This is a genomic window from Pseudomonas triticifolii (assembly GCF_014358015.1).
GTDB classification, from domain to species: Bacteria; Pseudomonadota; Gammaproteobacteria; order Pseudomonadales; family Pseudomonadaceae; genus Aquipseudomonas; species Aquipseudomonas triticifolii.
This window is the reverse complement of record NZ_JACONV010000001.1, coordinates 91571-112241: the sequence shown is the minus strand read 5'-3', so window position 1 is coordinate 112241 and position 20671 is coordinate 91571. Positions and strand designations below refer to the sequence as shown.

Genomic DNA, 20671 nt, shown 5'->3' with positions numbered 1-20671 from the left:
GCGAACAGGACGAGAGCCGCGTGCGATGCACACGGATCAAATCGCCACCGGATCACCCCGCCCGGTTGTAATGAGAATTCGCAGGCCTTGGCCCGGTTCGAGGCAGGTCTCCTGGCTTACGGTGGCGCTCAGCGGACTGTCCAAGCCTCGCCAATACGCATTCATCGCGCCTTCCCGCCGGAGCAGTGGCTGTGCGATGAACATGACCGTTTACAGTTGCGGGGGCAGCTGCGGCATCGACCGCATTCCCGTCTTAGCTGCGCTTGAGCACTGGACTGCAAGCGAAGAACCTCGAACCGGCAAGGCTACGCAGTGCCCGCTGACAGGTCAATCGTTGAGATTGACGATCCCGCACTGCGCATGGTCTCCTGTGCGCCTTGTTACGGGTGCCCCTCACGGGGTGAAACGGGAAACCGGTGCGCTCAGATTGCTGAGCAAGTCCGGTGCTGCCCCCGCAACGGTAAGCGAGAGGAAGTCAGATCCACTGTGCTTCGGCATGGGAAGGTGACTTCAACGGCTGGACATCATTGTCTTGCCCCTCGCGAGCCCGGAGACCGGCCCGCTACGTTTTCAAATGACACACCCGCGGTGGGCGGGCGCCGTTGAAACCTCTGACGCCCGTCAGTGGGTATCTGTGCGCATGGCCTGCTTTCACACTCAAGACGCTACAACTCTAGAGGGAACGCCATGACGACCATCAGCAGCAGCCCATCGGCCGCAGCCAGCTCCACCCGTACCCAACGCCTGAGCGCAGCGATCAGCGCGGCGCTACTGGGCGCGTGCCTGGTGTACTTCGCCGGTTTTTCGCACATCGCCGCGGTGCACAATGCTGCGCATGACACCCGTCACAGCGCCGCCTTCCCTTGTCATTGAGGACAACACAATGTTCAAGCGAATCGTGCCCACCGCAGGCTTCACCGGCCTGCTGGCAGCGTTGCTGCTGACATTGGTACAAAGTTTCTGGGTGTCCCCGCTGATCCAGCAGGCAGAAACCTATGAAAACGCCCCTGCCGAGCAGGTCCATGAACATGCAGCCGGTGTTGCGGCCGAGCACACTCATGCACACGATGAAGCCGCCTGGGAGCCGGAAAACGGCTGGCAGCGCGTGCTGTCTACCACCGGCGGCAATCTGGTCGTAGCAGTAGGCTTCGCGTTCATGCTCGCCGGGCTTTATACCTTGCGCGCTCCGGGGAGCACCGTTCAGGGCGTCTGGTGGGGTCTGGCGGGTTTCGCGGTATTCGTACTGGCACCGACCCTGGGCCTGCCGCCGGAATTGCCGGGCACTGCCGCCGCCGAACTCAGCCAGCGCCAGTTCTGGTGGATTGGCACCGCAGCCTCCACGGCTGCTGGCATTGCGCTGCTGGTCTTCGGTCAGAACCTGCTGCTCAAAGTACTGGGGGTTGCCATTCTGCTCGTGCCTCACGTGATCGGCGCACCGCAACCACTGGTTCATGAAAGCCTTGCGCCTGAAGCGCTGGAATCACAGTTCATTATTGCGTCGCTGCTGACCAACGCCGTGTTCTGGGTGGCGATGGGGCTGATCAGCGCCTGGTTGTTCCGCCGTAACAACGTGGACCTGCAGCATGCCGAACCGCATACGGCCTGAGCAGACCCACGCCCTGCCCACGCCCGTCATGGTCGTGGGCCTGGGTTGCCGGCGCGGCTGCCCCGCCGGGGTGTTGCGTGAGCTGATTGAACACCATCTGCAAGCCCCCGGGCTGGACATCCGTGACGTCACAGCCCTGGCGTCCATTGACCTGAAGCGTGACGAGCCTGGTTTGCTGGAACTGGCCAGGCAACTGGACGTGCCGCTGGTGTTCTTTCACGCGGCAGAGCTGGTGTCATGGGAGCTGCACATGACGCATCGCTCAGCACAGACGCTCAACACAACGGGCTGCCACGGGGTAGCAGAAGGGACAGCGCTGGCCCTGGCAGCCAGCCTTGGGGACGGCACCGCAGCACTGGCAATCAGCCGCCAGAAGAACGCCCAAGCCACCTTTGCTTTGGCATCGAGCCCTGCCAAGGGCGGATAATGGCGCCCTCAACCCGATTCTGGAGATTTCATTGACTGTTTTTTTCATCGGCGCAGGCCCTGGCGACCCGGAGCTGATCACCGTCAAGGGTCAACGCCTGATCCGCAGTTGCCCGATCATTATCTACGCAGGCTCGCTGGTGCCGGTGGCGGTACTGGAAGGCAATCAAGCCGTTCAGGTCGTCAACAGCGCCGCATTGCACCTGAAACAGATCATTGACCTGATCAAGGAAGCCCATGCGCAGGGCCATGATGTGGCGCGGGTGCATTCGGGAGACCCGAGCCTGTATGGCGCGATTGGTGAGCAGATCCGCCATCTGCGGGAACTGGGCATTCCTTTCGAAATCATCCCCGGCGTCACGGCGACAGCAGCCTGTGCTGCGCTGCTGGGCACCGAACTGACCCTGCCGGACATCTCGCAAAGCGTGATCCTGACCCGCTATGCCGACAAGACCTCAATGCCGCCCGGCGAAGAGTTGGCCAGCCTGGCTCAACATCGAGCGACCATGGCGATTCATCTGGGGGTCAATAACCTGCACCGGATCATCGAAGAACTCGTCCCGCACTATGGAGCGGACTGCCCGATTGCCGTGGTGCACCGCGCCAGCTGGCCTGATCAGGACTGGGTGCAGGGCACGCTCGCCGATATAGAAGAGAAAGTGCAGACCAAAGGGTTTCGGCGCACCGCATTGATCGTGGTAGGTCGAGTGCTGGCGAACGACACGTTCAGCGAGTCATCGCTGTATCGTGCAGGTCACGCACACGTGTTTCGGCCTTCAGAATGAAGCGGATCGCTTGTCCGACCGGTCAAGCGAACCGCCTCACAAGGTCTTATGCAGCCACTTCGTACAGTTTCGGCGCTGCCACCTCGCCACTCTCCAGGCTGCGACGCAACACACTTGCCTGCAAGGCTGCGGCGTTCATCGCGCTTTCCTTGACGTGCCCGTAGCCGCGAATCCGCTCAGGCAAGCGCGCCAGACTCAACGCCGTGTGGCGATTGCCCGCCTGCAAGTGTTGCAGGATCAACTCGATATCGCTGACATAGCGCTTAATAAGCTCACGCTCCTGTTGGCGCTCCAGGCTGCGGCCAAACGGGTCGAAAGCCGTGCCACGCAGAAACTTGAATTTGGCCAGCACATCGAACGCCCGCAACATCCACGGACCGAAACTGCGTTTGCGCGGTTGCCCGGTGTGCGGGTCGCGCTTGGCAAGCCAGGACGGTGCCAGATGAAACTCCAGACGGTAATCGCCTTCGAACTGCGCCTGCAGTTGCCGAGTGAAATCGCCATTGCTGTACAGCCGCGCCACCTCGTACTCATCCTTGTAGGCCAACAGCTTGAAGTAGTTGAACGCCACCGCTTCGGTCAGGGCCAGCGGCTGCCCCGGAAACAGCCGCGACTCGGCGTCGCGAACCTGCTGCACCAGCGTCAGGTAGCGGTCGGCATAGGCACGGTTCTGGTACTCGGCCAGCGTATCCACATTGCTCTGAATGCGTTGTTCCAGCGTCAGTTGCGACGGCTCGGCCGCCTCTTGTTTCGGATTGACGAATGCTTCGACCGCAGCAGCATCATGAGCGGTGCGGCGGCCCCACAAAAAGGCTTGCTGATTGAGTTTGACTGACACGCCGTTGAGCTCGATGGCCTTTTCGATGGCCTGCGACGTCAACGGGATCAGGCCCAGTTGATAGGCATAACCGAGCATGAACAGGTTGCTGGCAATGCTGTCGCCCATCAAACGGGTCGCCAGCGAAGTGGCTTCCACAAAGTGGGTTTTCTCAGCGCCTACCGCATCAATGATGGTCTGCTTCATCGCCTCGACCGGGAACACTGCGTCCGGATTACGCGTGAACTCCGCCGTCGGGGTCTGTTGACTGTTGACCACGGCATGGGAAATGGCGCTGTCCAGTTTGGCAATCGCATCCGGCCCGGCAGCCACCAGAAGGTCACACCCCAATAGCAAATGCGCTTCGCCTGCGGCGATACGCACCGCGAACAGATCCTGCTGGCGAGCGGCGATGCGGATGTGGCTGACCACCGGCCCGAACTTCTGCGCGAGCCCCGCCTGATCCAGCACGCTGCAACCCTTGCCTTCCAGATTGGCGGCATAACCCAGCATTGCGCCGACCGTGGTCACACCCGTACCACCCACGCCAGGCAATAGAATATTGAACGGCCGCTCCAGCGACGGCAGCGTCGGCTCCGGCAGCGAGGCAAACGCCTGGACCTGTTGCGGCAGAACCGGCTTGCGCAGTTTGCCGCCGTGAACGGTCACGAAGCTTGGGCAGAAGCCTTCAACGCAACTGAAATCCTTGTTGCAGGCGTTCTGGTCGATTTCACGCTTGCGGCCCTGAGCGGTTTCCTTGGGCAGCACGGACAGGCAGCCGGATTTCACGCCGCAATCGCCGCAGCCTTCACATACCGCAGGGTTGATCAAGGCGCGCTTTTCCAGATCCGGCATTGTGCCGCGCTTGCGGCGGCGACGCTTCTCGGTGGCGCAGGTCTGGTCGTAGATGATCACCGAAACGCCTTTGAACTCGCGCAACTCACGCTGCACGCTGTCCAGGTCACGCCGATGGTGAAAGGTGGTGATCGGCGCGAAACCTTCGCGGTTCGGATATTTGTCGGGCTCGTCCGACACCAGCGCAATACGCTGCACGCCTTCATTGAATACCTGACGACTCAACTGATCGACACGCAGCACGCCATCGATAGGCTGCCCGCCCGTCATGGCCACGGCATCGTTGTAGAGAATCTTGTAGGTGATGTTGACCTTGGAAGCGACGGCGGCCCGCAAGGCCAGATGCCCTGAGTGAAAGTAGGTGCCATCCCCAAGGTTCTGGAACACATGCGGGGTTTCGGTAAACGGTGCCTGGCCGATCCAGGTCACGCCCTCGCCGCCCATCTGGGTGAAGGTGTCGGTCGCCCGGTCCATCCAGATCGTCATGTAGTGACAGCCGATACCAGCCAGGGCCCTGCTGCCTTCCGGCACGCGGGTGGAGGTGTTATGCGGACAACCGGAGCAGAAATGTGGCGTGCGCTGGGTATTGAACAGCGGTGCCTGCAGGGCCTTTTCCTTCTCACTGAGAAACTGCAGACGCGCTTCGATCTGCGGGCTGCTGTAGAACGGCGCGAGCCGTTTTGCGATGACCCGCGCGATCATTGCAGGTGTCAGTTCACTCAGGTTCGGCAACAGCGAACGGCCCTGCTCGTCGAACTCGCCCACCACCACCGGGCGGCGGTCCACGGGCCAGTTATAGAGCTGGCCGGTCATCTGATCCTCGATGACGCTGCGCTTCTCTTCGACGACCAGAATCTCGTCAAGGCCTTGGGCAAAGTCATGCACCGACACCGGCTCCAGCGGCCAGCTCATGCCGACCTTCAATACCCGGATGCCGACCTGATCACACAGTTGCTCATCAATGCCCAGTTCTTCAAGGGCCTGACGCACATCCAGATAGGATTTGCCCGTGGTGACGATGCCCAGCCGTGGCTGCGCGGAGTCGATGACCACTTTGTTCAACTGGTTGGCACGGGCGAACGCTCTGGCGGCGTAGATCTTGTAGGTGTTGAGTCGTGCTTCCTGCGCCAGCGGTGGGTCAGGCCAGCGAATGTGCAAACCGCCTTCGGGCAGTACGAAATCTTCGGGAATGCGAGTCTGCATGCGCAGCGGATCGACTTCCACGACTGCAGACGAATCTACGTTTTCAGCGATGGTCTTCATCGCTACCCAGCAACCGCTGTAGCGTGACAGCTCCCAACCGATGATGCCGTAGTCGAGAATTTCCTGGACGTTGCTGGGGTTGAGCACCGGGATCATCGACGCGATGAAGGCGTGTTCGCTCTGGTGCGCAATGGTGGAGGACTTGCAGCCATGATCGTCGCCCGCGAGGATTAACACCCCGCCATTGGCGCCAACGCCGGCCGAGTTGCCGTGCTTGAACACATCGCCGCAGCGATCCACACCGGGGCCTTTGCCATACCAGAGCGCGAATACACCGTCGTATTTGCCTTGCGGAAACAGGTTCACTTGCTGGCTGCCCCACACCGCTGTGGCGGCCAGCTCTTCATTGATGCCGGGCTGAAAATGGATGGCGTTTTGCTGGAGGTATTCCTTGGCGTCCCACAGGCTCTTGTCCAGATTCCCCAATGGCGACCCGCGATAGCCGGAAATGAACCCCGCCGTGTTCAGCCCGCGCGCTTCGTCACGCTGCTTTTGCAGCATCGGCAGCCGGGTCAGGGCCTGCGTACCGGTGAGGTACAGGTTGCCGGTGGCGAGCCGGTATTTATCATCCAGACGAATATCAGCCAGGGACATGCAGATACCTCTCTTGTTTTTATTCAGGCTTTCTTATGAATAAGGTCCATTTCGCCGGGACGGTCCAGCCCGGCGGCCTTGTCATTAGACTGCCTGTAGAAAAGAGGCTTTTTCTTTCTAAATTGGCAAATATCTGCTGATATTGAGCATGCCTTTTTCGAAAAAAACAAAAAACAAGGTCAATTCATGCAGCTTAAATTGAGCCCTATCGATCGCAAGATTCTTCGCCTGTTGCAGCATGACGCCGACCTGTCGGCGGCAGAAATTGCCGAGCGGGTGGAACTGTCCCAATCGCCCTGCTGGCGTCGCATTCACAGGCTTCAGGAAGACGGCGTGATCGAACGCACCGTTGCCTTGCTCAGCGCGCAAAAGCTGGGGCTGAGCATGACGGTGTTTGTCGAGGTCAAGTTATCGGGGCATGGCAGGCGTTACCTGGCCGAGTTCGAAGAGGCCATCATCGGCCACCCGGAGGTGCTGGAGTGCTACACCATGGCGGGGGGGATGGACTTCATGCTAAAGGTCGTGGCACAGGACATTGCCAGCTACGAGCGCTTCCTGCGTGATCATCTGCTGCAACTGCCTCATGTGCACGAGGCGCACTCCAATATCGCCATGAGCACGGTCAAGCGCACTACCGAGTTGCCGCTGGATTGAGCGCAGAGCGCCGATTGGCGGGCAATGGAAAAATCCATCAGTGGTTACTGATGGATTATTTGTTTCAATGAGGGCAAGAAAAACACTTGACTTGCAAATGATAATGATTATTATTGCATCAGCTGGTCGCGAGACTGGCTGGATAACCCGGAAGTCTTAGGTCGACTTCCAGATTATCTCCTCATCAGGCTAATCACGGTTTTTGACCCGGCTTTTTTGCCGGGTCTTTTTTTTGGTTTTTTTCGCTGCTTCAGGCTAATGAAGTCTGGGTGTCGCACGTTGCTTTATAAATGGCTGCGCTGGTTGAGCGCGATGGCGCGGATATTATCAAAACACTGCGAGCCGGGCTTCTGTTTTTCTGCAAGAAATGGCCAGAGGCCGCATTAAAAAGGTAATTGCAGCACCTTTTCACTTGAGAATGATTCTCGAATTCATTAGTCTGGCTGCGTCATGGATTGAACCTATCGGCTTAAGGAAGAATTTCTATGGAAGATCAGCGAGCGATACATCATGAGTAATCAACTCTCATCTCTATTGCCCCTGCCCGCCAGGCTGCCCGCCCCACTGCCGACCCTTCAAATTCTTCAACTGGGCCGGTGCCTGAACAGGCTCTCGCGCCGCACCCGCCAGATCTTTCTGCTCAGTCGCCTCGACGGACTGTCCTACACGGACATTGCCCGCTTTGTGGAGGTCGACCCCGCCAAGGTAGAGCGCGCCATGTTCAGGGTCCTCAGGCAGATCCATCGCCAGACCGCATGTCACAGCGAGGCCATCCAGGAGCAGGCCAGCCGCTGGTATGTACACCTGCAGAGCCCGACCGCTACAGCGAGCGAACGGATAGAATTCCGTCACTGGCTTGATGCGGACGCTGCGCACCTTGCGGCGTTCCAGAACAGTGAACGCATTTGGCGCGAGCTGCAGGCACCTGCCTCGCTGATCGGCGCCAGCGGCTGGCATCGACGCAAACGCCGCGTTTATCTGGGCTGGTGTCTGTTCACAGCGTTCATCTGCAGCCTGATGGTCACCGCCGAGACCTTTTCCTGACGCTGGATGACCGTTCCAGATAAGTCAGGGTCGTGGCGACCGGTGTACAGTGAGTGCCTTGAAAGGCACTTGTCTACACAGGCCTACGCACACAGGAACGCACCGTGACTCTCACCCTCACATCAGACTTTGACAGCGGCAACATTCAGGTACTGGATGCCAGCGATCCAACCTGTGTCAGGTTGGCAATCAGACCTGACACCCAAAGTGGCCATTTTCAGTGGTTCCACTTCAAGGTCGAGGGCATGGAAGTCGGTGTGTCCCACGGTTTCAGCCTGACCAACGCCAGTGAGTCGACCTTCAGCACTGCATGGACCGGTTACAACGCGGTCGCATCCTATGATCACCAGACCTGGTTCAGGGTCCCGTCCAGCTTTGATGGCAAGGCGCTCAACTTCAGTCTGTCCCCGAGCCAGCCACAGATCTGGTTCGCCTACTTCGAACCTTACAGCCGCGCGCGTCATGACGCACTGATCGAACAAGCCCTGGAGCAGGCCGGGATGCAACTGCTGGATACGGGCAAGAGTGTCGAGGGGCGCGATATCCAGCTACTGCGCAAGGGCGACGGAGCCGAGGGCAAGCGCACTATCTGGATCATTGCCCAGCAACACCCCGGCGAACACATGGCCGAATGGTTCATGGAGGGCGTCATCGAGCGCCTTCAGCAACAGGGTGACTCGGCAATGGATCAGCTTCTGTCCAATGCCGACCTGTATCTGGTGCCGAACATGAACCCCGACGGTGCCTTTCATGGCCACCTGCGCACCAACTTCAACGGCAAGGACCTGAACCGCGCCTGGCAGGACAGCACCGAAGCGCTGAGCCCAGAGGTGTTCTTCGTCAAACAGCAAATGGAGCAGTACGGGGTCGACCTGTTCCTGGACGTGCATGGCGACGAGGAGATTCCCTATGTGTTCACGGCCGCCTGCGAAGGCAATCCGGGCTATACCGCAAAGCAGCAGCAACTTGAAGAACAGTTCCGGCGTCGCTTGGGTGAGATGACCGTCGATTTCCAGAGCGTTTACGGTTATCCCCGCAGCGCTCCGGGCCAGGCCAACATGAACCTGGCCTGCAACAGCGTTGGCGAGCGCTACAAATGCCTGGCATTGACGCTGGAGATGCCGTTCAAGGACAACGACAACGCCCCTGACCCGACCACCGGCTGGTCCGGTAAGCGCTCGGCGCAGTTGGGTAAGGATGTCTTGAGCGTGCTGGCCGAAATGGTTCGGGATTTGCGCTGACGGCTCAAGATCGATGACAGAGTGTGGGAGACGGCTTGCCGGCCTCCCACCTTTAAAACAGCGTTTCCCGGCAGGTCAACCGCTGGTCTGCTCCAGCAGTCAGGCAACACGCTCATCTCGAGAGACGGCTTCTGCCGTCGCGTCACGCCGCACCATCAGCCCCGCCAGGGCCATTATCGCCAGCGCAATGACGATCGCCCCATACACATTGCTGGTCATCACCAGACCAAACGAACGTGCGGCAAAACCTGCAGCCAGTGCCGGCATGCAGAACGCCAGGTAACTGAGTACCAGAAAGGCCGACATCAGCCCGGCCCGCTCATGCACGTGCGCCAGCGGCATGAGCATGCGCAACGCGCCGAGAAAACTCGAGCCGAAACCGATGCCGGCAACCACTGTGCCGCCAAAGAACAGCCACAAGAGGCCTGTATTGATCGCCAGCAGGATCACCGAGACACCGACCGTCATGAAGCTCGCGCCTACCCACAGCCCCAGCTCGGGCGCGCGCTGGCGCAAGATCAGGATAGCCATCGCGCCGCTGAGGGTCAGCGCCGCCACTGCGAATCCGCCGTCCAGCGGCGAAGTCGAGCCGGTGGCGGCCGCCAGCAGCGACGGGCTCAATGACAGAAAGAAGCCACCCAGCGCCCAGGCTGCAATATCGACAGGCAACACCAGCCACAGCATGCGCCGGGCTTGCACGGGCACATGCAACGAAGGCTTGAGCGATTGCCAGGCACCAGGTTGCGGGCTGGCTGTTTCCGGGACCCGCTTTAGATAAAGGGCCTGCCCGACAAACGCGGCCAGCAGCAGGCAATAGGCGAGCAACAAGGGGTGCGGCGCAAATTGCACCAGCGCTGCAGTGCCCAGCGCGCCCAACGCCATCCCCAGCATCGGAGAAATGCTGTTGATCAAAGGCCCCCTGGCCTGATCGCTGTCCAACAGCGCCGCCCCCAGCGCACTGGCGGCGAGCCCCGTGGCAAAACCTTGAATCAGTCGCGCCATCACCAGCCAGGTCACGTCGGTGGCGAATATGAACAACAGCATGGAGGCTGACTGGATTAGTAAGGCCCCTGAAATAACCGGCCGCCGCCCCAGATAATCGGACAACGAACCGCCCATCAACAACGCCGCCAGCAGGCTGAATGCATAGACGGCGAAAATCAGCGTGAGCATTGCGGAAGAAAAGCCCCACGCTTCCTGATACAGGTGATAAAGGGGCGTGGGCGTGCTGGACGCGGCAAAGAAACACAGGGTCGTGAACGCCAGAAACATCAGGTGACGAGGCCCCCGATCATCAGGTTGCGTGTTCTGCAAAGGAAGGGAGATAGGTACACTCTCCGCTGACGCTCATTACTAAAGCTATGAATTAGCTTTTGCGGAGTGTGCGACTGCTCACCGCTTAAAGCAAATACTTTGTGTTAAGGTCCGCTGTATGGCTATCAAAGAAGCAATACGCACCGGGGGGCGCAGCGCCCGCGTACAGGAATCCATTCACCGCGCTGTTCGCGACCTGCTGAAAGAGCAGGAGCGCTCTGCACTCAGTGTCCCCATGATCGCGGCTCGGGCTGGCGTGACCCCGTCGACCATTTATCGACGCTGGGGCGATCTCACCAGCCTGCTGGCTGACGTCGCTGTCGAGCGCTTGCGCCCCGACGAACCCATCGACCATGGCAGCCTGCGCCAGGACCTGCTGGTCTGGAGTGAAATGTACCTGGACGAAATGTCGTCCGCCCCCGGCCGCGAGATGATGCGTGACGTGGCGGCCAGCACCTCGAACTGCGCAGGTAAATGCGCATCTCGGGTACGCGAACAGCTACAGACCATCATTGATCGTGCACGTAACCGTCATGAACAGTCGCCAACGGCCGACGAACTGATAGACGCCATCGTCGCACCCATGATTTACCGGATTCTGTACGCCGAGTCACCGCCAACCCTGGCGGCTGTGCATCGCTGCGTGGACCGCTGCCTGTCCTGAGGGGTGATTTGTGCGGCTGTGCGCCGAAACACCCGCTATCATGCGCGCCATGTCCGACTACTGATCGAACCGACTCATGCATACCCTCGCAGACCTGCGCGCCGGCAAACTGGCGGGCATTCGACGCCTTGACCTGTCCTGTGACCTGACTGAATTTCCACGGGAAATATTCGATCTGGCGGACACGCTGGAAGTCCTCAATCTCAGCGGCAATTCATTGAGCAGCCTGCCCGACGACCTGCATCGTCTCACGCACCTGCGTGTGCTGTTCGGGTCCGATAACGCGTTCACCCACTTGCCGGAATGCATAGGCAAGTGCAAGCAATTGCGCATTGTCGGCTTCAAGGCCAACCAGATTGAAAGGGTCAGCGCTGCTGCATTGCCGCCGCGCCTGCGCTGGCTGATCCTGACCGATAACCGGATCGAGTCGTTACCCGACGAGTTAGGCCGCCGTCCCGATCTGCAAAAACTGATGCTGGCAGGTAACAGGCTGCAGGCATTGCCCTCGACGCTGGCCGACTGTCACCAGCTTGAGCTGATTCGTATCGCCGCGAACCGCATGAGTGAATTGCCCGACTGGCTGCTGAAGCTGCCAAGCCTGGCCTGGCTTGCCTATGCCGACAATCCGCTGTGCCCGGCGCGTTCGCAGCTTCCGGTCCGACGCATTCCCTGGCAGCACTTGCAGTTGGAACAGCGTCTGGGCGAAGGCGCTTCAGGCGTTATTCAGCAGGCGATCTGGCAAGAGGCAAGTGGTCCGCAAAAGGTCGCAGTGAAACTGTACAAGGGCAGCGTGACCAGCGATGGCTCACCGCTCAATGAAATGGACGCCTGCATCGCGGCAGGTCGCCATGCGCACCTGATTGAGGTGCTGGGCAAGGTCTGCGAGCACCCTTCAGCGCCACAGGGCCTGGTGATGGAGTTGATAGCGCCCGACTTCAGCAACCTGGCAGGCCCGCCCAGCCTGGATTCCTGCAGCCGCGACGTCTACGACCCCGGTGTCCGGTTTTCACTGCCCGAACTGCTGCGCCTGGCAACCGGCATCGCCTCGGTTACCGCACACCTGCACGCCTGCGGCCTCACCCACGGCGACCTGTACGGCCACAACATACTCAGGCAGGACAACGGCAACTGTTTGCTGGGTGATTTCGGCGCGGCCTCCTTTCATCCCTCGGTGTCAATGGGGGACGCGCTGGAGCGCATCGAAACGCGGGCTTTCGGTATTTTGCTGGGAGAATTGCTGGAACGTTGCGATGTGCAGCGCGAAGAGTCCGCGATCATTGATCAACTGCACGCACTTCAAGCGAGCTGCACCCAGGCCGACTGCAGCCTGAGACCGCTGCTCGCGGACGTGCACCTGCAATTGCAGGCGTGGAGCGCCTGAGGCGCCCCACGTCAAAAGCTCGGGCTGATCAGCCTGCCAGACCCACATAGACGTTTTGCACGTCGTCGTGATTGTCGATGGCTTCAAGAAATGCTTCGACTTCGGCCATCTGCTCATCCGTCAGGCCATCCACTGTGCTCTTAGGGCGATAGCCCAATTGCGCGGACTGCACCGTGAAACCGAACTCGGGCAGCTTCTTGCACACGGCGTCCATATCGGTAGGCTCGGTCAGGAACAGGGTCGCACCCTCTTCGCCCGGCTCACAGTCCTGGGCACCGGCTTCGATGGCGGCTTCGTCCGGATCGGCATCCGGTGAAACGGGCACCGCTTCGATCATGCCTTGATAATGAAAGTCCCATGAGACCGAACCGGCTGCGCCCAATTGCCCCTTGCGAAACAGCACACGGATTTCTGAGACGGTGCGGTTGATGTTGTCAGTCAGGCATTCAACGATCACCGGCACGCGATGCGGCGCGAAACCTTCGTAGGTCAGGCGCTCGAAGTTGACGCTTTCGCCCAGCAGGCCTGCGCCCTTCTTGATCGCTCGCTCCAGGGTTTCACGCGGCATGGACGCTTTCTTTGCCTGCTCGACCACCAGACGCAAGCGAGAGTTCATGTCGGGATCGGCACCCGCGCGGGCAGCGATCATGATTTCCTTGGACAGCTTGCCGAACGTACGCCCCTTGGCGTTGGCTGCCGCTTCTTTATGCTTGACCTTCCACTGTGCGCCCATGTCTGCTCTCTCGATCCGGTATACGCCTTGCCCGTCGCGCCTGCAGCAAAGCAGGCCGCGACTGTGGCAAGGCGTTAAAAATAAGGTGCCGGCATTCATGCCTCCGGCGCGGCGCATTTTATACCTGATCGCGTCGGATGAAACCCCTGTCGCCGCATTGGTGACCAAACGAACGAGGCAAGGTGTCCGCCAAACCGGCATCCTCACACTGCGCTGTACGCCTTGTTGTGTAGTCCTTTTCTGAAAAACCTTGCAACGATGCCTTTGAGTCCGAGCATTTCGTACCCTTCCCACCCTGAACTGGATGGTGGGAGAGCCCGAAGATGTGCAAAGACCCGCAAATGCCAATGACCTTGGCGATTGCCGACTGCCAGATGGATCTGCATGTCATCAGCTTTACCGGCCTGGAAGCCTTGAACGAAGTCTATCGCTTCGATATCGATCTGATCAGCACTGATGCCCCCATTGACCCTGCCAGCCTGTTGGGTCGAGATGCGTTTTTTCGCTTCGGTCTTTCCGATAAGGGTGTGCGTGGCCAGATCCATCAGGCTGAGCAGGTTTATGCCGGCATCGGCCTGACGCATTATCGCGTTGCCGTGATGCCCGAGTTGCAGGCACTGGCGCGCTGCAGAAGAAGCCGCGCCTACCACGGCGCGAGCACTCCAGACCTGATCAGGCAACTGCTGGAAAACCATGGCATCGCAAACGACACCTACCGTTTCGAACATTTGACAGGCCGCTACCTGCATCGCCCGCTGTGCGTCCAATACGCTGAAACCGACCTGCATTTTCTGCAGCGTCTGTGCGAAGAAGACGGCATCCACTTCCGCTTCGAGCACACCGCTCATGGCCCTGTATTGGTGTTTTCGGATGATCCGGTCAGTTTTCCGGAAAGGACCTTACCCCTGCGGTTCAATCCAGACGACATGCAAGATGCCGGTGAGCCGCAGCTGTTTCATCTGGCCGAGCATCGGTCGATACGAGCCAACCGGACGAGGCCTGCCCGACAGACAGGACTAGCTGTGCAGCCCATGGCCCCGCCGGAGCACCCAGCGCCGGACGCCCACGCCATCAATGAGCCGTTCGAGCAAACGGCGGCGCATGGCTGGCTGGATCATGAAACAGCGTGCCTGCAGCAGCGCAGCGTCCGGGCTCTGGAGCGCATTCGCTGTGAACACCGTGACATCAAGGGCTGCAGCAACCAGGCAGCCCTGCGCAGCGGCGAAATCGTGCATGTGCTGGATCATCCAGAGCCGCTGCTCAACGATCACTGGCTACTGACCGAGGTGCACCACACAGGCAGGCAGCTGCACCTGCTCGACGGCCACACTGCTCACGACACAGCGTTGGTCATCAGCGCGCTGCCTGACACAGAACCGTGCTGGCCGCAAACCACCGGTGAAAAAACGGACAGCTATGCCAATGAATTCAAGGTGATCCCTTGGGCCATGCCGTTTCGTGCAGCGATCCACCATCCCAGACCTCGTATCAACCAGGTACATGTCGCGACGCTGATGCCGGGCCTTAATGACGATGCAGACATCGACCCCTCGACACACCGCAGCATCCGCTTCGACTGGCAAAAAGACGAGATTCCCGACGCCCCTCTCGGGCGCTGGCCGCTGGCGCAGGTCATGTGCAGCGATGCTTACCGAATCGGACAACTGCGCGTCGGCGCTCGTGTGCTGGTCGACCATCTGGACAACGACCCTGATCGCCCTGTCATACGTTCCATCGTGAGAAAAAACGAAGCTGAACAGGACGTACGGGTGTGCCTTGAAGGCATCGACTTCAGGTCACCGGCTTACATTCAGCTGCTTTGCAACCAGCACTTGCGTATCGAATCGGACAAGGGCCTGACTCTACGCAGCTCGGTGGCTCAGTTGCACCTGACGCCGGACGGGGTTTGCGTGTCGGGCGCTGCAACCCTCTTCGCGCCGCAGCCCACAGAAAGGTCACCCAGAACCCTGCCCCTGAGCGACCTGCGTCTTACCACGCAACCGGGCTTGCACGGTGCCCCGCTCGCAGGAAGGATCTGGTACATCGTGCGCATGCCTGAGCCTGACCTGCACCACCTGGCCAGACTGGCCCGGGAGCATTTCCTGTTCGAGGGCACGACCGACGAACAGGGCTATCTGGGGCTGAGCGAAGCGCAGCGCCATCGATTGGCCAAGGAGTATCACCTGACGCCGCACGACCTGCATCTGTTCCACCCCGGTCAGTGTGTGGACCTGCATGCCTACTTCCAGCAGAACTGGACCCATCAGCAGCTTGAAGCGCTCAGGCAGTGCGGCGCGTAAGGCTATCGAGCCCCTGAAGCTCAACAGTCCTTGAAATCGGCGGCGCGCTTTTCGATGAATGCCTGCATGCCTTCCTTCTGATCCTGACTGGCGAAGCAAGCATGGAACACGCGCCGTTCGAAGCGGATACCCTCGGCCAGGCTGACCTCAAAGGCCCGATTGACGCTTTCCTTGACCATCATCGCGACAGGAAGCGATTTTTCAGCGATCACGGCAGCGACCTTCAAGGCCTCGTCGAGTAACTGTTCGAGAGGCAACACGCGCGACACCAGTCCCGCGCGCTCTGCTTCCTGAGCGTCGATCAGGCGCCCTGTCAAACACATTTCCATGGCCTTGGCCTTGCCGACGGCACGGGTCAGACGCTGGGTGCCTCCCATGCCCGGTAATACGCCCAGATTGATTTCCGGCTGACCAAAACGGGCGTTATCGGCGGCCAGAATGAAATCGCACATCAGCGCCAGTTCGCATCCACCGCCCAACGCAAATCCGGCGACAGCGGCAATCATCGGTTTGCGCCTGGCAGCAACCCGGTCGCTTTCGCGGAACAGGTCATCCAGATAAATCTGCGGATAGGTCAGATCGACCATTTCCTTGATATCTGCCCCGGCAGCGAACGCTTTGTCGGAGCCGGTCAACACAATGCAGCCTACTGACCCGTCAGCTTCGACAGCATCGAGCGCGTGATTCAATTCGTCGATCAACTGGGCATTCAGTGCATTCAGCGCCTTGGGACGGTTTAGAGTGATGAGTGCGATCTTATCTCTAATCTCTATCAACAATGTTTCATAAAGCATTGATAATTATCCTTTTTTACCCAGATGGGCATAAATATGGAAAACCTGATAAATGACCTCACGAAAACCCTTTAAGTCATTGTTTTTAAATATCAATCAATTATCTCAACCGCCAACGCCGTGGCTTCTCCGCCGCCGATGCAGATAGCGGCCATGCCCCGCTTGAATTGCCGACGCTTCAAGGCTGCCAGCAGGGTCACGATAATGCGCGCACCCGACGCTCCAATGGGGTGTCCCAGCGCGCAGGCACCACCATTGACGTTCACTTTCTCATGAGGGATTTCCAGGTTGCTCATTGCAACCAGAGGCACCACAGCAAAAGCCTCATTGATCTCGAACAGGTCAACGTCATCCACCGTCCAGCCGGTCTTGGCCAACAGCTGCTTGATGGCCCCGATAGGCGCTGTGGGGAACAAACCAGGCTCGTCGGCAAAGGCCGCGTGCCCTTTGATCACCGCCAGCGGCTTCAGGCCTCGGCGCAGCGCCTCGGACTGACGCATCATCACCAGCGCCGCAGCGCCGTCGGAAATGGAGCTTGAGTTCGCGGCCGTCACCGTTCCCCCCTCACGAAAGGCAGGCTTAAGCGTGGGAATCTTGTCCAGACGCGCTTTGGGAGGCTGCTCGTCGTGGCTGATGAGCCGTTGCTCCTTGCCGACCGTAACCTGAAGCGGGACGATTTCGGCCTCGAAATGGCCATCAGCTATGGCGTGCTGGGCGCGGGTAAGCGAAGCCAGGGCAAAGGCATCCTGGGCTCCGCGAGTGAACCCGTTCAACTGCGCGCAATCCTCGGCGTAGGTGCCCATCAATCGACCGGGCTCGTACGCGTCTTCCAGACCATCGAGAAACATGTGGTCCAGCACTTTTGCGTGCCCCATGCGGTAACCGCCCCGGGCGCGATCCAGCAGATAAGGCGCGTTGGACATGCTTTCCATTCCGCCTGCGACGACTACGCTGGCGCTGCCGGCCATTAGCATGTCGTGAGCCAGGATGCTGGTCTGCATGCCTGAACCACACATCTTGTTGAGCGTGGTGCACCGGGTTCCCTTTCCAAGCCCGGCACCCAGTGCTGCCTGCCTGGCAGGAGCCTGACCCAGCCCGGCGGGCAGCACACAACCGAACAGGACTTCGTCAACGTCCTGAGGGTCGACAGCGGCACGCTCAACGGCGGCGCGAATGGCCGCAGCGCCCAGCTTTGTGGCACTCAGGCCGAGCAAATCCCCCTGAAAGCCGCCCATGGGGGTACGGGCAGCACTGACAATGACCACAGGGTCTTGATGAGGGGTCGTCCTTTCGATGGACATGGCAATCTCCAGTCTTGTTGTTATTGGATCGCTGAAATCATCAACCTCAACGCCTGAGGACGCAACGGTTGAAACAGGCAGATTAGCGGGCTTGTCGATGCAGAGCGAATCTACGTATCTGCATGCGGTCTCACCATTACCACCCACACATTGAGGATCTGGCGAATGTCGCTACGACCGCTGCGCGTCTTGTTCGCGAGCCTTCTGATTCTGGCGCTGAACGCCTGCGCACTCCTGCCCGATCGCGACCCGCTGAACATCAGCGTCGTGGGCATCGAGCCGCTACCCGGCCAAGGACTGGAGCTGCGTATGGCTGTGACGCTCAGGCTGCAGAACCCGAACGCTACGGCCATCGATTACAGTGGAGTAGCGCTGGATCTTGACGTGAATGACCGACTGCTGGCCTCCGGCGTGAGCAATCAGCAGGGCTCCATCGGCTCGTTTTCCGAAGCGGTGCTGGTGGTACCTGTCAGCGTCTCCGCCTTTGCCGCGCTGCGCCAGGCACTGGGCCTCAGCCAGAGTCAGCGCCTGGACAATCTACCTTACGAGTTGCGCGGCAAGCTGGCTGGCGGGCTGTTCGGCACGATGCGTTTCAAAGACCGCGGCACGCTGGACTTGCGACAGGCCGAAGGTGATCCCTGGTGATCAGTCGCGGATAAAGCGAACGCCAGGCCTGAGACGCTCATCCACCACCAGTTCGAACACATCCGGCCGCGCGTAATGGCCGACCACATCGAAGTCGTATCGCGCCTTGATCAGGTCGTCGGTGTCGATTTCAGCGGTCAGCAGGCCGGCAGTACCCGTTAGCGGGCCTGCCAGCACGTCGCCCATCGGGCCGACGATAACGCTGCCGCCGTTGATCAGCGCTCGATCAGCTGGCCAGTTGGGCACCTCGATACCCAGCGACTCGGGCGAGGCCTGGATCTGGCAGGCGCTGACCACAAACATGCGCCCTTCATGAGCGATATGGCGCATCGAACACTGCCATATCTCCCGCTCATCCACTGTCGGGGCACACCAGACTTCAACCCCTTTGGCATACATGGCGTTGCGCAGTAAGGGCATGTGATTCTCCCAGCACACCGCCGACCCCAGACGCCCTGCCCGCGCATCGACTGTCGCCAGCGTAGAGCCGTCGCCCTTGCCCCAAATAAGACGCTCGGTCCCGGTCGGCATCAACTTGCGGTGTTTGGCGACCAGCCCGCCTTGCGGCTCAAAGAACAGTACCGTGCAGTAAAGCGTACTGCCCGAGCGCTCGATGACACCAATCACCAGGCTGGCGTCCGTGCGAGTGGAAAGTTCGGCAAGCGCCTGGGTTTCTTCACCAGGCACGTCGATCGCGTTGTTGAAATACCGGGCAAATGCCTGGCGCCCCTCAGGCAGGCGATACCCCAACTGTGTGCCAAAGGTTTCGCCCTTTGGATACCCGCCAAGGAGCGCCTCAGGCATCACAACCAGATGTGCGCCCGCCTCCCGGATGGCCTGCTCGTAGGCCACTATCTGCTCAAGCGTTTTTGCCTTGCCCTGCGGCGAGGCACCTAGCTGTAATGCGGCGACGATTGATACGGGCATAAAAGGCTCTTCCTGGTTGGTTTCGGTTGCCAATTGTCAGCGATGCGCTGAACAAATGCCGCCAGAGCCTGGCCATGCTTGACCCTCGTAGCGCCGATTTCGAGGAGCGCTGACCCGAACGCAGCCGGGGAAGCTTACTTGGCGGCGGCCATCAAACGATTGACTTCGCTGCGCACCATGTTGGCGTATTCAGGCGGGCTCATGGTGTCAAGTTCGGAGCGAACCCATTCGGACCATTTGCCCTTGCGCTTGGCACGCTCGCCCATCAATCGTGCGGCTTCACCCTTGGCCTTGCCGAGATTGCTCTGCCACAGATCGAAAAGACGTGATTTTTCATCTTCGATAGCAGCACGTTCAGGAAGGGGCCGGTTGGCCAGATTGAAACTCATAGCGATCACCTACGACTAAAAACGGCTGCATCTTACACCCGTCCCGGCCTTTTTTTGCAGAGCCCGGCGTCAGGTCGTTCACATGGTTGCAACTTTTCAGGGTGGCCATGACTCCATTGATCACTATTGCCATCACTTGAAAGGAAAATGCCATGGCTCGTAAGACCTCTGCCCAAAATGCTGCCGACCAGATCAAGGATCAGGCGTTCAGCGAACTGCAGGCACTGATCGAGGAATCCGACAAACTGCTCAAGGACAGTGCGGCGCTGGTCGGCGAAGACGCTGAAACACTGCGTGCGCAACTGAGCCTCAAGCTCAAGCAGGCACTGGACTCCATGTCGAGCGTGCGTGAGCGCACCAAGCCTGTGGTAGACGCGACCGAAACCTACATCGGTGGTCACCCGTGGCAGACCGTAGCGATCTCTGCAGGCTTCGGTCTGGTGGTAGGTTTGCTGCTGGGTCGTCGTTGATAGCAGCTTGATCTAGACACGCCGTTAAATAAAAAAGCGCGACCCGTTAAACGGGTTCGCGCCTTTTTTATGTCCGTGACAACCGTCAGCGGCTGTATTGAACAACGGACGGCTGGGCAAAACGGTGGGATTTGCTGACCTTGGCTTGCAGTGCGACACGCTGCTCCTCAGCCTCGGCCTGACTCGGATAAGGCCCGACCAGCAACTGCTGCTTGCCGTCGATCGAGACGATGATCGGCGCGTAGCTGCGCTCCAGCAGCCAGGCGCTTGTATCGCTGACCGCTTCCCTGGAGTTCATCTGGATAAACCATTGCGGAGCAGTGGCCGGGGCTGTCGTGGCCGCGTCCTGCGCCTTGTCTCGGGCGGTCGCTCGAGAGTTGCCTGCATCGCATCCGGCCAACGCCAGCATCGCCAAAATCATTACCGTCTTGCGCACGTAAGTCTGCTCCTCGTCTGAAGTGGCGCGAG

Annotated in this window: 20 protein-coding genes and 2 riboswitches; of the genes, 12 read left to right on the top strand and 8 right to left on the bottom strand. The window is 59.8% G+C overall.

Annotation, left to right across the window (positions count from 1 at the left end):
• Positions 1 to 84: 84 nt before the first annotated feature.
• A riboswitch (cobalamin riboswitch) is annotated at positions 85 to 309 on the bottom strand.
• Positions 310 to 367: 58 nt separating this feature from the next.
• Positions 368 to 577: riboswitch (cobalamin riboswitch) on the top strand.
• Between the two features lie 110 nt (positions 578 to 687).
• Genes H8S56_RS00485 through cobM form a run of 4 tightly spaced genes read left to right on the top strand, consistent with a single transcriptional unit; the run spans position 688 to position 2817 of the window.
• Entirely contained in the window at positions 688 to 873 is a 186-nt protein-coding gene (locus tag H8S56_RS00485) for a CbtB domain-containing protein (protein ID WP_024687796.1), read from the top strand.
• 10 nt (positions 874 to 883) lie between these two features.
• Entirely contained in the window at positions 884 to 1606 is a 723-nt protein-coding gene (locus H8S56_RS00480) for a CbtA family protein (RefSeq protein WP_187517535.1), read from the top strand.
• Entirely contained in the window at positions 1584 to 2033 is a 450-nt protein-coding gene (locus tag H8S56_RS00475; protein WP_187517534.1) for a cobalamin biosynthesis protein, read from the top strand. Before H8S56_RS00480 ends, H8S56_RS00475 begins: the two co-directional genes overlap by 23 nt.
• Before the next feature lie 31 nt (positions 2034 to 2064).
• Positions 2065 to 2817 (top strand): precorrin-4 C(11)-methyltransferase, encoded by a 753-nt coding sequence (gene cobM, locus H8S56_RS00470; protein ID WP_187517533.1) that lies wholly within the window; start codon positions 2065 to 2067, stop codon positions 2815 to 2817.
• Positions 2818 to 2863: 46 nt separating this feature from the next.
• Here the strand turns inward: cobM and H8S56_RS00465 are convergent, their stop codons facing one another.
• Positions 2864 to 6346 (bottom strand): indolepyruvate ferredoxin oxidoreductase family protein, encoded by a 3483-nt coding sequence (locus tag H8S56_RS00465; RefSeq protein WP_187517532.1) that lies wholly within the window; start codon positions 6344 to 6346, stop codon positions 2864 to 2866.
• 186 nt (positions 6347 to 6532) lie between these two features.
• Here H8S56_RS00465 and H8S56_RS00460 point away from each other — a divergent pair, with 186 nt between their 5' ends.
• From H8S56_RS00460 to H8S56_RS00450, 3 genes are all read left to right on the top strand, one after another.
• Positions 6533 to 7000 (top strand): Lrp/AsnC family transcriptional regulator, encoded by a 468-nt coding sequence (locus tag H8S56_RS00460; protein WP_024687791.1) that lies wholly within the window; start codon positions 6533 to 6535, stop codon positions 6998 to 7000.
• Positions 7001 to 7510: 510 nt separating this feature from the next.
• Complete coding sequence (locus tag H8S56_RS00455) at positions 7511 to 8044, top strand: sigma factor-like helix-turn-helix DNA-binding protein (RefSeq protein ID WP_187517531.1); 534 nt, start codon at positions 7511 to 7513, stop codon at positions 8042 to 8044.
• Positions 8045 to 8148: 104 nt separating this feature from the next.
• Entirely contained in the window at positions 8149 to 9285 is a 1137-nt protein-coding gene (locus H8S56_RS00450; protein ID WP_187517530.1) for a M14 family metallopeptidase, read from the top strand.
• A gap of 99 nt (positions 9286 to 9384) precedes the next feature.
• On the opposite strand, the gene H8S56_RS00445 is transcribed toward H8S56_RS00450, so the two are convergent.
• Positions 9385 to 10557: an MFS transporter gene (locus H8S56_RS00445; protein ID WP_187517529.1), complete on the bottom strand. Its 1173-nt coding sequence runs from the start codon at positions 10555 to 10557 to the stop codon at positions 9385 to 9387.
• Positions 10558 to 10717: 160 nt separating this feature from the next.
• Between H8S56_RS00445 and H8S56_RS00440 the strand changes: the two genes are divergently transcribed.
• Both H8S56_RS00440 and H8S56_RS00435 read left to right on the top strand, forming a co-directional pair.
• Entirely contained in the window at positions 10718 to 11263 is a 546-nt protein-coding gene (locus H8S56_RS00440) for a TetR/AcrR family transcriptional regulator (RefSeq protein ID WP_187517528.1), read from the top strand.
• Positions 11264 to 11339: 76 nt separating this feature from the next.
• Positions 11340 to 12644 carry a leucine-rich repeat-containing protein kinase family protein gene (locus tag H8S56_RS00435; RefSeq protein ID WP_187517527.1) on the top strand — a complete coding sequence of 435 codons (1305 nt, stop codon included), beginning with the start codon at positions 11340 to 11342 and terminating at the stop codon, positions 12642 to 12644.
• Between the two features lie 28 nt (positions 12645 to 12672).
• Here the strand turns inward: H8S56_RS00435 and H8S56_RS00430 are convergent, their stop codons facing one another.
• Entirely contained in the window at positions 12673 to 13377 is a 705-nt protein-coding gene (locus H8S56_RS00430; protein WP_024687234.1) for a YebC/PmpR family DNA-binding transcriptional regulator, read from the bottom strand.
• A 341-nt stretch (positions 13378 to 13718) separates the two neighbouring features.
• Between H8S56_RS00430 and H8S56_RS00425 the strand changes: the two genes are divergently transcribed.
• Positions 13719 to 15677: a type VI secretion system Vgr family protein gene (locus H8S56_RS00425; RefSeq protein WP_187517526.1), complete on the top strand. Its 1959-nt coding sequence runs from the start codon at positions 13719 to 13721 to the stop codon at positions 15675 to 15677.
• Positions 15678 to 15697: 20 nt separating this feature from the next.
• Here the strand turns inward: H8S56_RS00425 and H8S56_RS00420 are convergent, their stop codons facing one another.
• On the bottom strand, positions 15698 to 16471 hold the full coding sequence (locus tag H8S56_RS00420) for an enoyl-CoA hydratase (RefSeq protein ID WP_187517525.1): 774 nt from the start codon (positions 16469 to 16471) through the stop codon (positions 15698 to 15700).
• Between the two features lie 92 nt (positions 16472 to 16563).
• Positions 16564 to 17772 (bottom strand): acetyl-CoA C-acyltransferase, encoded by a 1209-nt coding sequence (locus tag H8S56_RS00415; RefSeq protein WP_187517524.1) that lies wholly within the window; start codon positions 17770 to 17772, stop codon positions 16564 to 16566.
• A 165-nt stretch (positions 17773 to 17937) separates the two neighbouring features.
• On the opposite strand from H8S56_RS00415, the gene H8S56_RS00410 reads away from it, so the two are divergent.
• The gene (locus H8S56_RS00410) at positions 17938 to 18417 is read left to right on the top strand and encodes an LEA type 2 family protein (protein WP_024687230.1); all 480 of its coding nucleotides are present in this window, start codon (positions 17938 to 17940) and stop codon (positions 18415 to 18417) included.
• On the opposite strand, the gene H8S56_RS00405 is transcribed toward H8S56_RS00410, so the two are convergent.
• A complete protein-coding gene (locus tag H8S56_RS00405; RefSeq protein ID WP_187517523.1) occupies positions 18418 to 19344 on the bottom strand; it encodes a carbon-nitrogen hydrolase family protein in 927 nt (308 codons plus the stop codon).
• A 134-nt stretch (positions 19345 to 19478) separates the two neighbouring features.
• Complete coding sequence (locus H8S56_RS00400; protein ID WP_004882073.1) at positions 19479 to 19733, bottom strand: hypothetical protein; 255 nt, start codon at positions 19731 to 19733, stop codon at positions 19479 to 19481.
• A 152-nt stretch (positions 19734 to 19885) separates the two neighbouring features.
• Between H8S56_RS00400 and H8S56_RS00395 the strand changes: the two genes are divergently transcribed.
• Positions 19886 to 20203: a DUF883 family protein gene (locus H8S56_RS00395; protein ID WP_024687227.1), complete on the top strand. Its 318-nt coding sequence runs from the start codon at positions 19886 to 19888 to the stop codon at positions 20201 to 20203.
• 85 nt (positions 20204 to 20288) lie between these two features.
• Here the strand turns inward: H8S56_RS00395 and H8S56_RS00390 are convergent, their stop codons facing one another.
• A complete protein-coding gene (locus H8S56_RS00390; RefSeq protein ID WP_024687226.1) occupies positions 20289 to 20639 on the bottom strand; it encodes a hypothetical protein in 351 nt (116 codons plus the stop codon).
• Positions 20640 to 20671: the final 32 nt, after the last annotated feature.

Coding starts and splice junctions, on each gene's coding strand:
- H8S56_RS00485 (WP_024687796.1), top strand. CDS start 688: ATGACGACCATCAGCAGCAGCCCATCGGCCGCAGCCAGCTCCACCCGT.
- H8S56_RS00480 (WP_187517535.1), top strand. CDS start 884: ATGTTCAAGCGAATCGTGCCCACCGCAGGCTTCACCGGCCTGCTGGCA.
- H8S56_RS00475 (WP_187517534.1), top strand. CDS start 1,584: ATGCCGAACCGCATACGGCCTGAGCAGACCCACGCCCTGCCCACGCCC.
- H8S56_RS00465 (WP_187517532.1), bottom strand. CDS start 6,346: ATGTCCCTGGCTGATATTCGTCTGGATGATAAATACCGGCTCGCCACC.
- H8S56_RS00460 (WP_024687791.1), top strand. CDS start 6,533: ATGCAGCTTAAATTGAGCCCTATCGATCGCAAGATTCTTCGCCTGTTG.
- H8S56_RS00455 (WP_187517531.1), top strand. CDS start 7,511: ATGAGTAATCAACTCTCATCTCTATTGCCCCTGCCCGCCAGGCTGCCC.
- H8S56_RS00445 (WP_187517529.1), bottom strand. CDS start 10,557: ATGTTTCTGGCGTTCACGACCCTGTGTTTCTTTGCCGCGTCCAGCACG.
- H8S56_RS00440 (WP_187517528.1), top strand. CDS start 10,718: ATGGCTATCAAAGAAGCAATACGCACCGGGGGGCGCAGCGCCCGCGTA.
- H8S56_RS00435 (WP_187517527.1), top strand. CDS start 11,340: ATGCATACCCTCGCAGACCTGCGCGCCGGCAAACTGGCGGGCATTCGA.
- H8S56_RS00430 (WP_024687234.1), bottom strand. CDS start 13,377: ATGGGCGCACAGTGGAAGGTCAAGCATAAAGAAGCGGCAGCCAACGCC.
- H8S56_RS00425 (WP_187517526.1), top strand. CDS start 13,719: ATGCCAATGACCTTGGCGATTGCCGACTGCCAGATGGATCTGCATGTC.
- H8S56_RS00420 (WP_187517525.1), bottom strand. CDS start 16,471: ATGCTTTATGAAACATTGTTGATAGAGATTAGAGATAAGATCGCACTC.
- H8S56_RS00415 (WP_187517524.1), bottom strand. CDS start 17,772: ATGTCCATCGAAAGGACGACCCCTCATCAAGACCCTGTGGTCATTGTC.
- H8S56_RS00410 (WP_024687230.1), top strand. CDS start 17,938: ATGTCGCTACGACCGCTGCGCGTCTTGTTCGCGAGCCTTCTGATTCTG.
- H8S56_RS00405 (WP_187517523.1), bottom strand. CDS start 19,344: ATGCCCGTATCAATCGTCGCCGCATTACAGCTAGGTGCCTCGCCGCAG.
- H8S56_RS00400 (WP_004882073.1), bottom strand. CDS start 19,733: ATGAGTTTCAATCTGGCCAACCGGCCCCTTCCTGAACGTGCTGCTATC.
- H8S56_RS00395 (WP_024687227.1), top strand. CDS start 19,886: ATGGCTCGTAAGACCTCTGCCCAAAATGCTGCCGACCAGATCAAGGAT.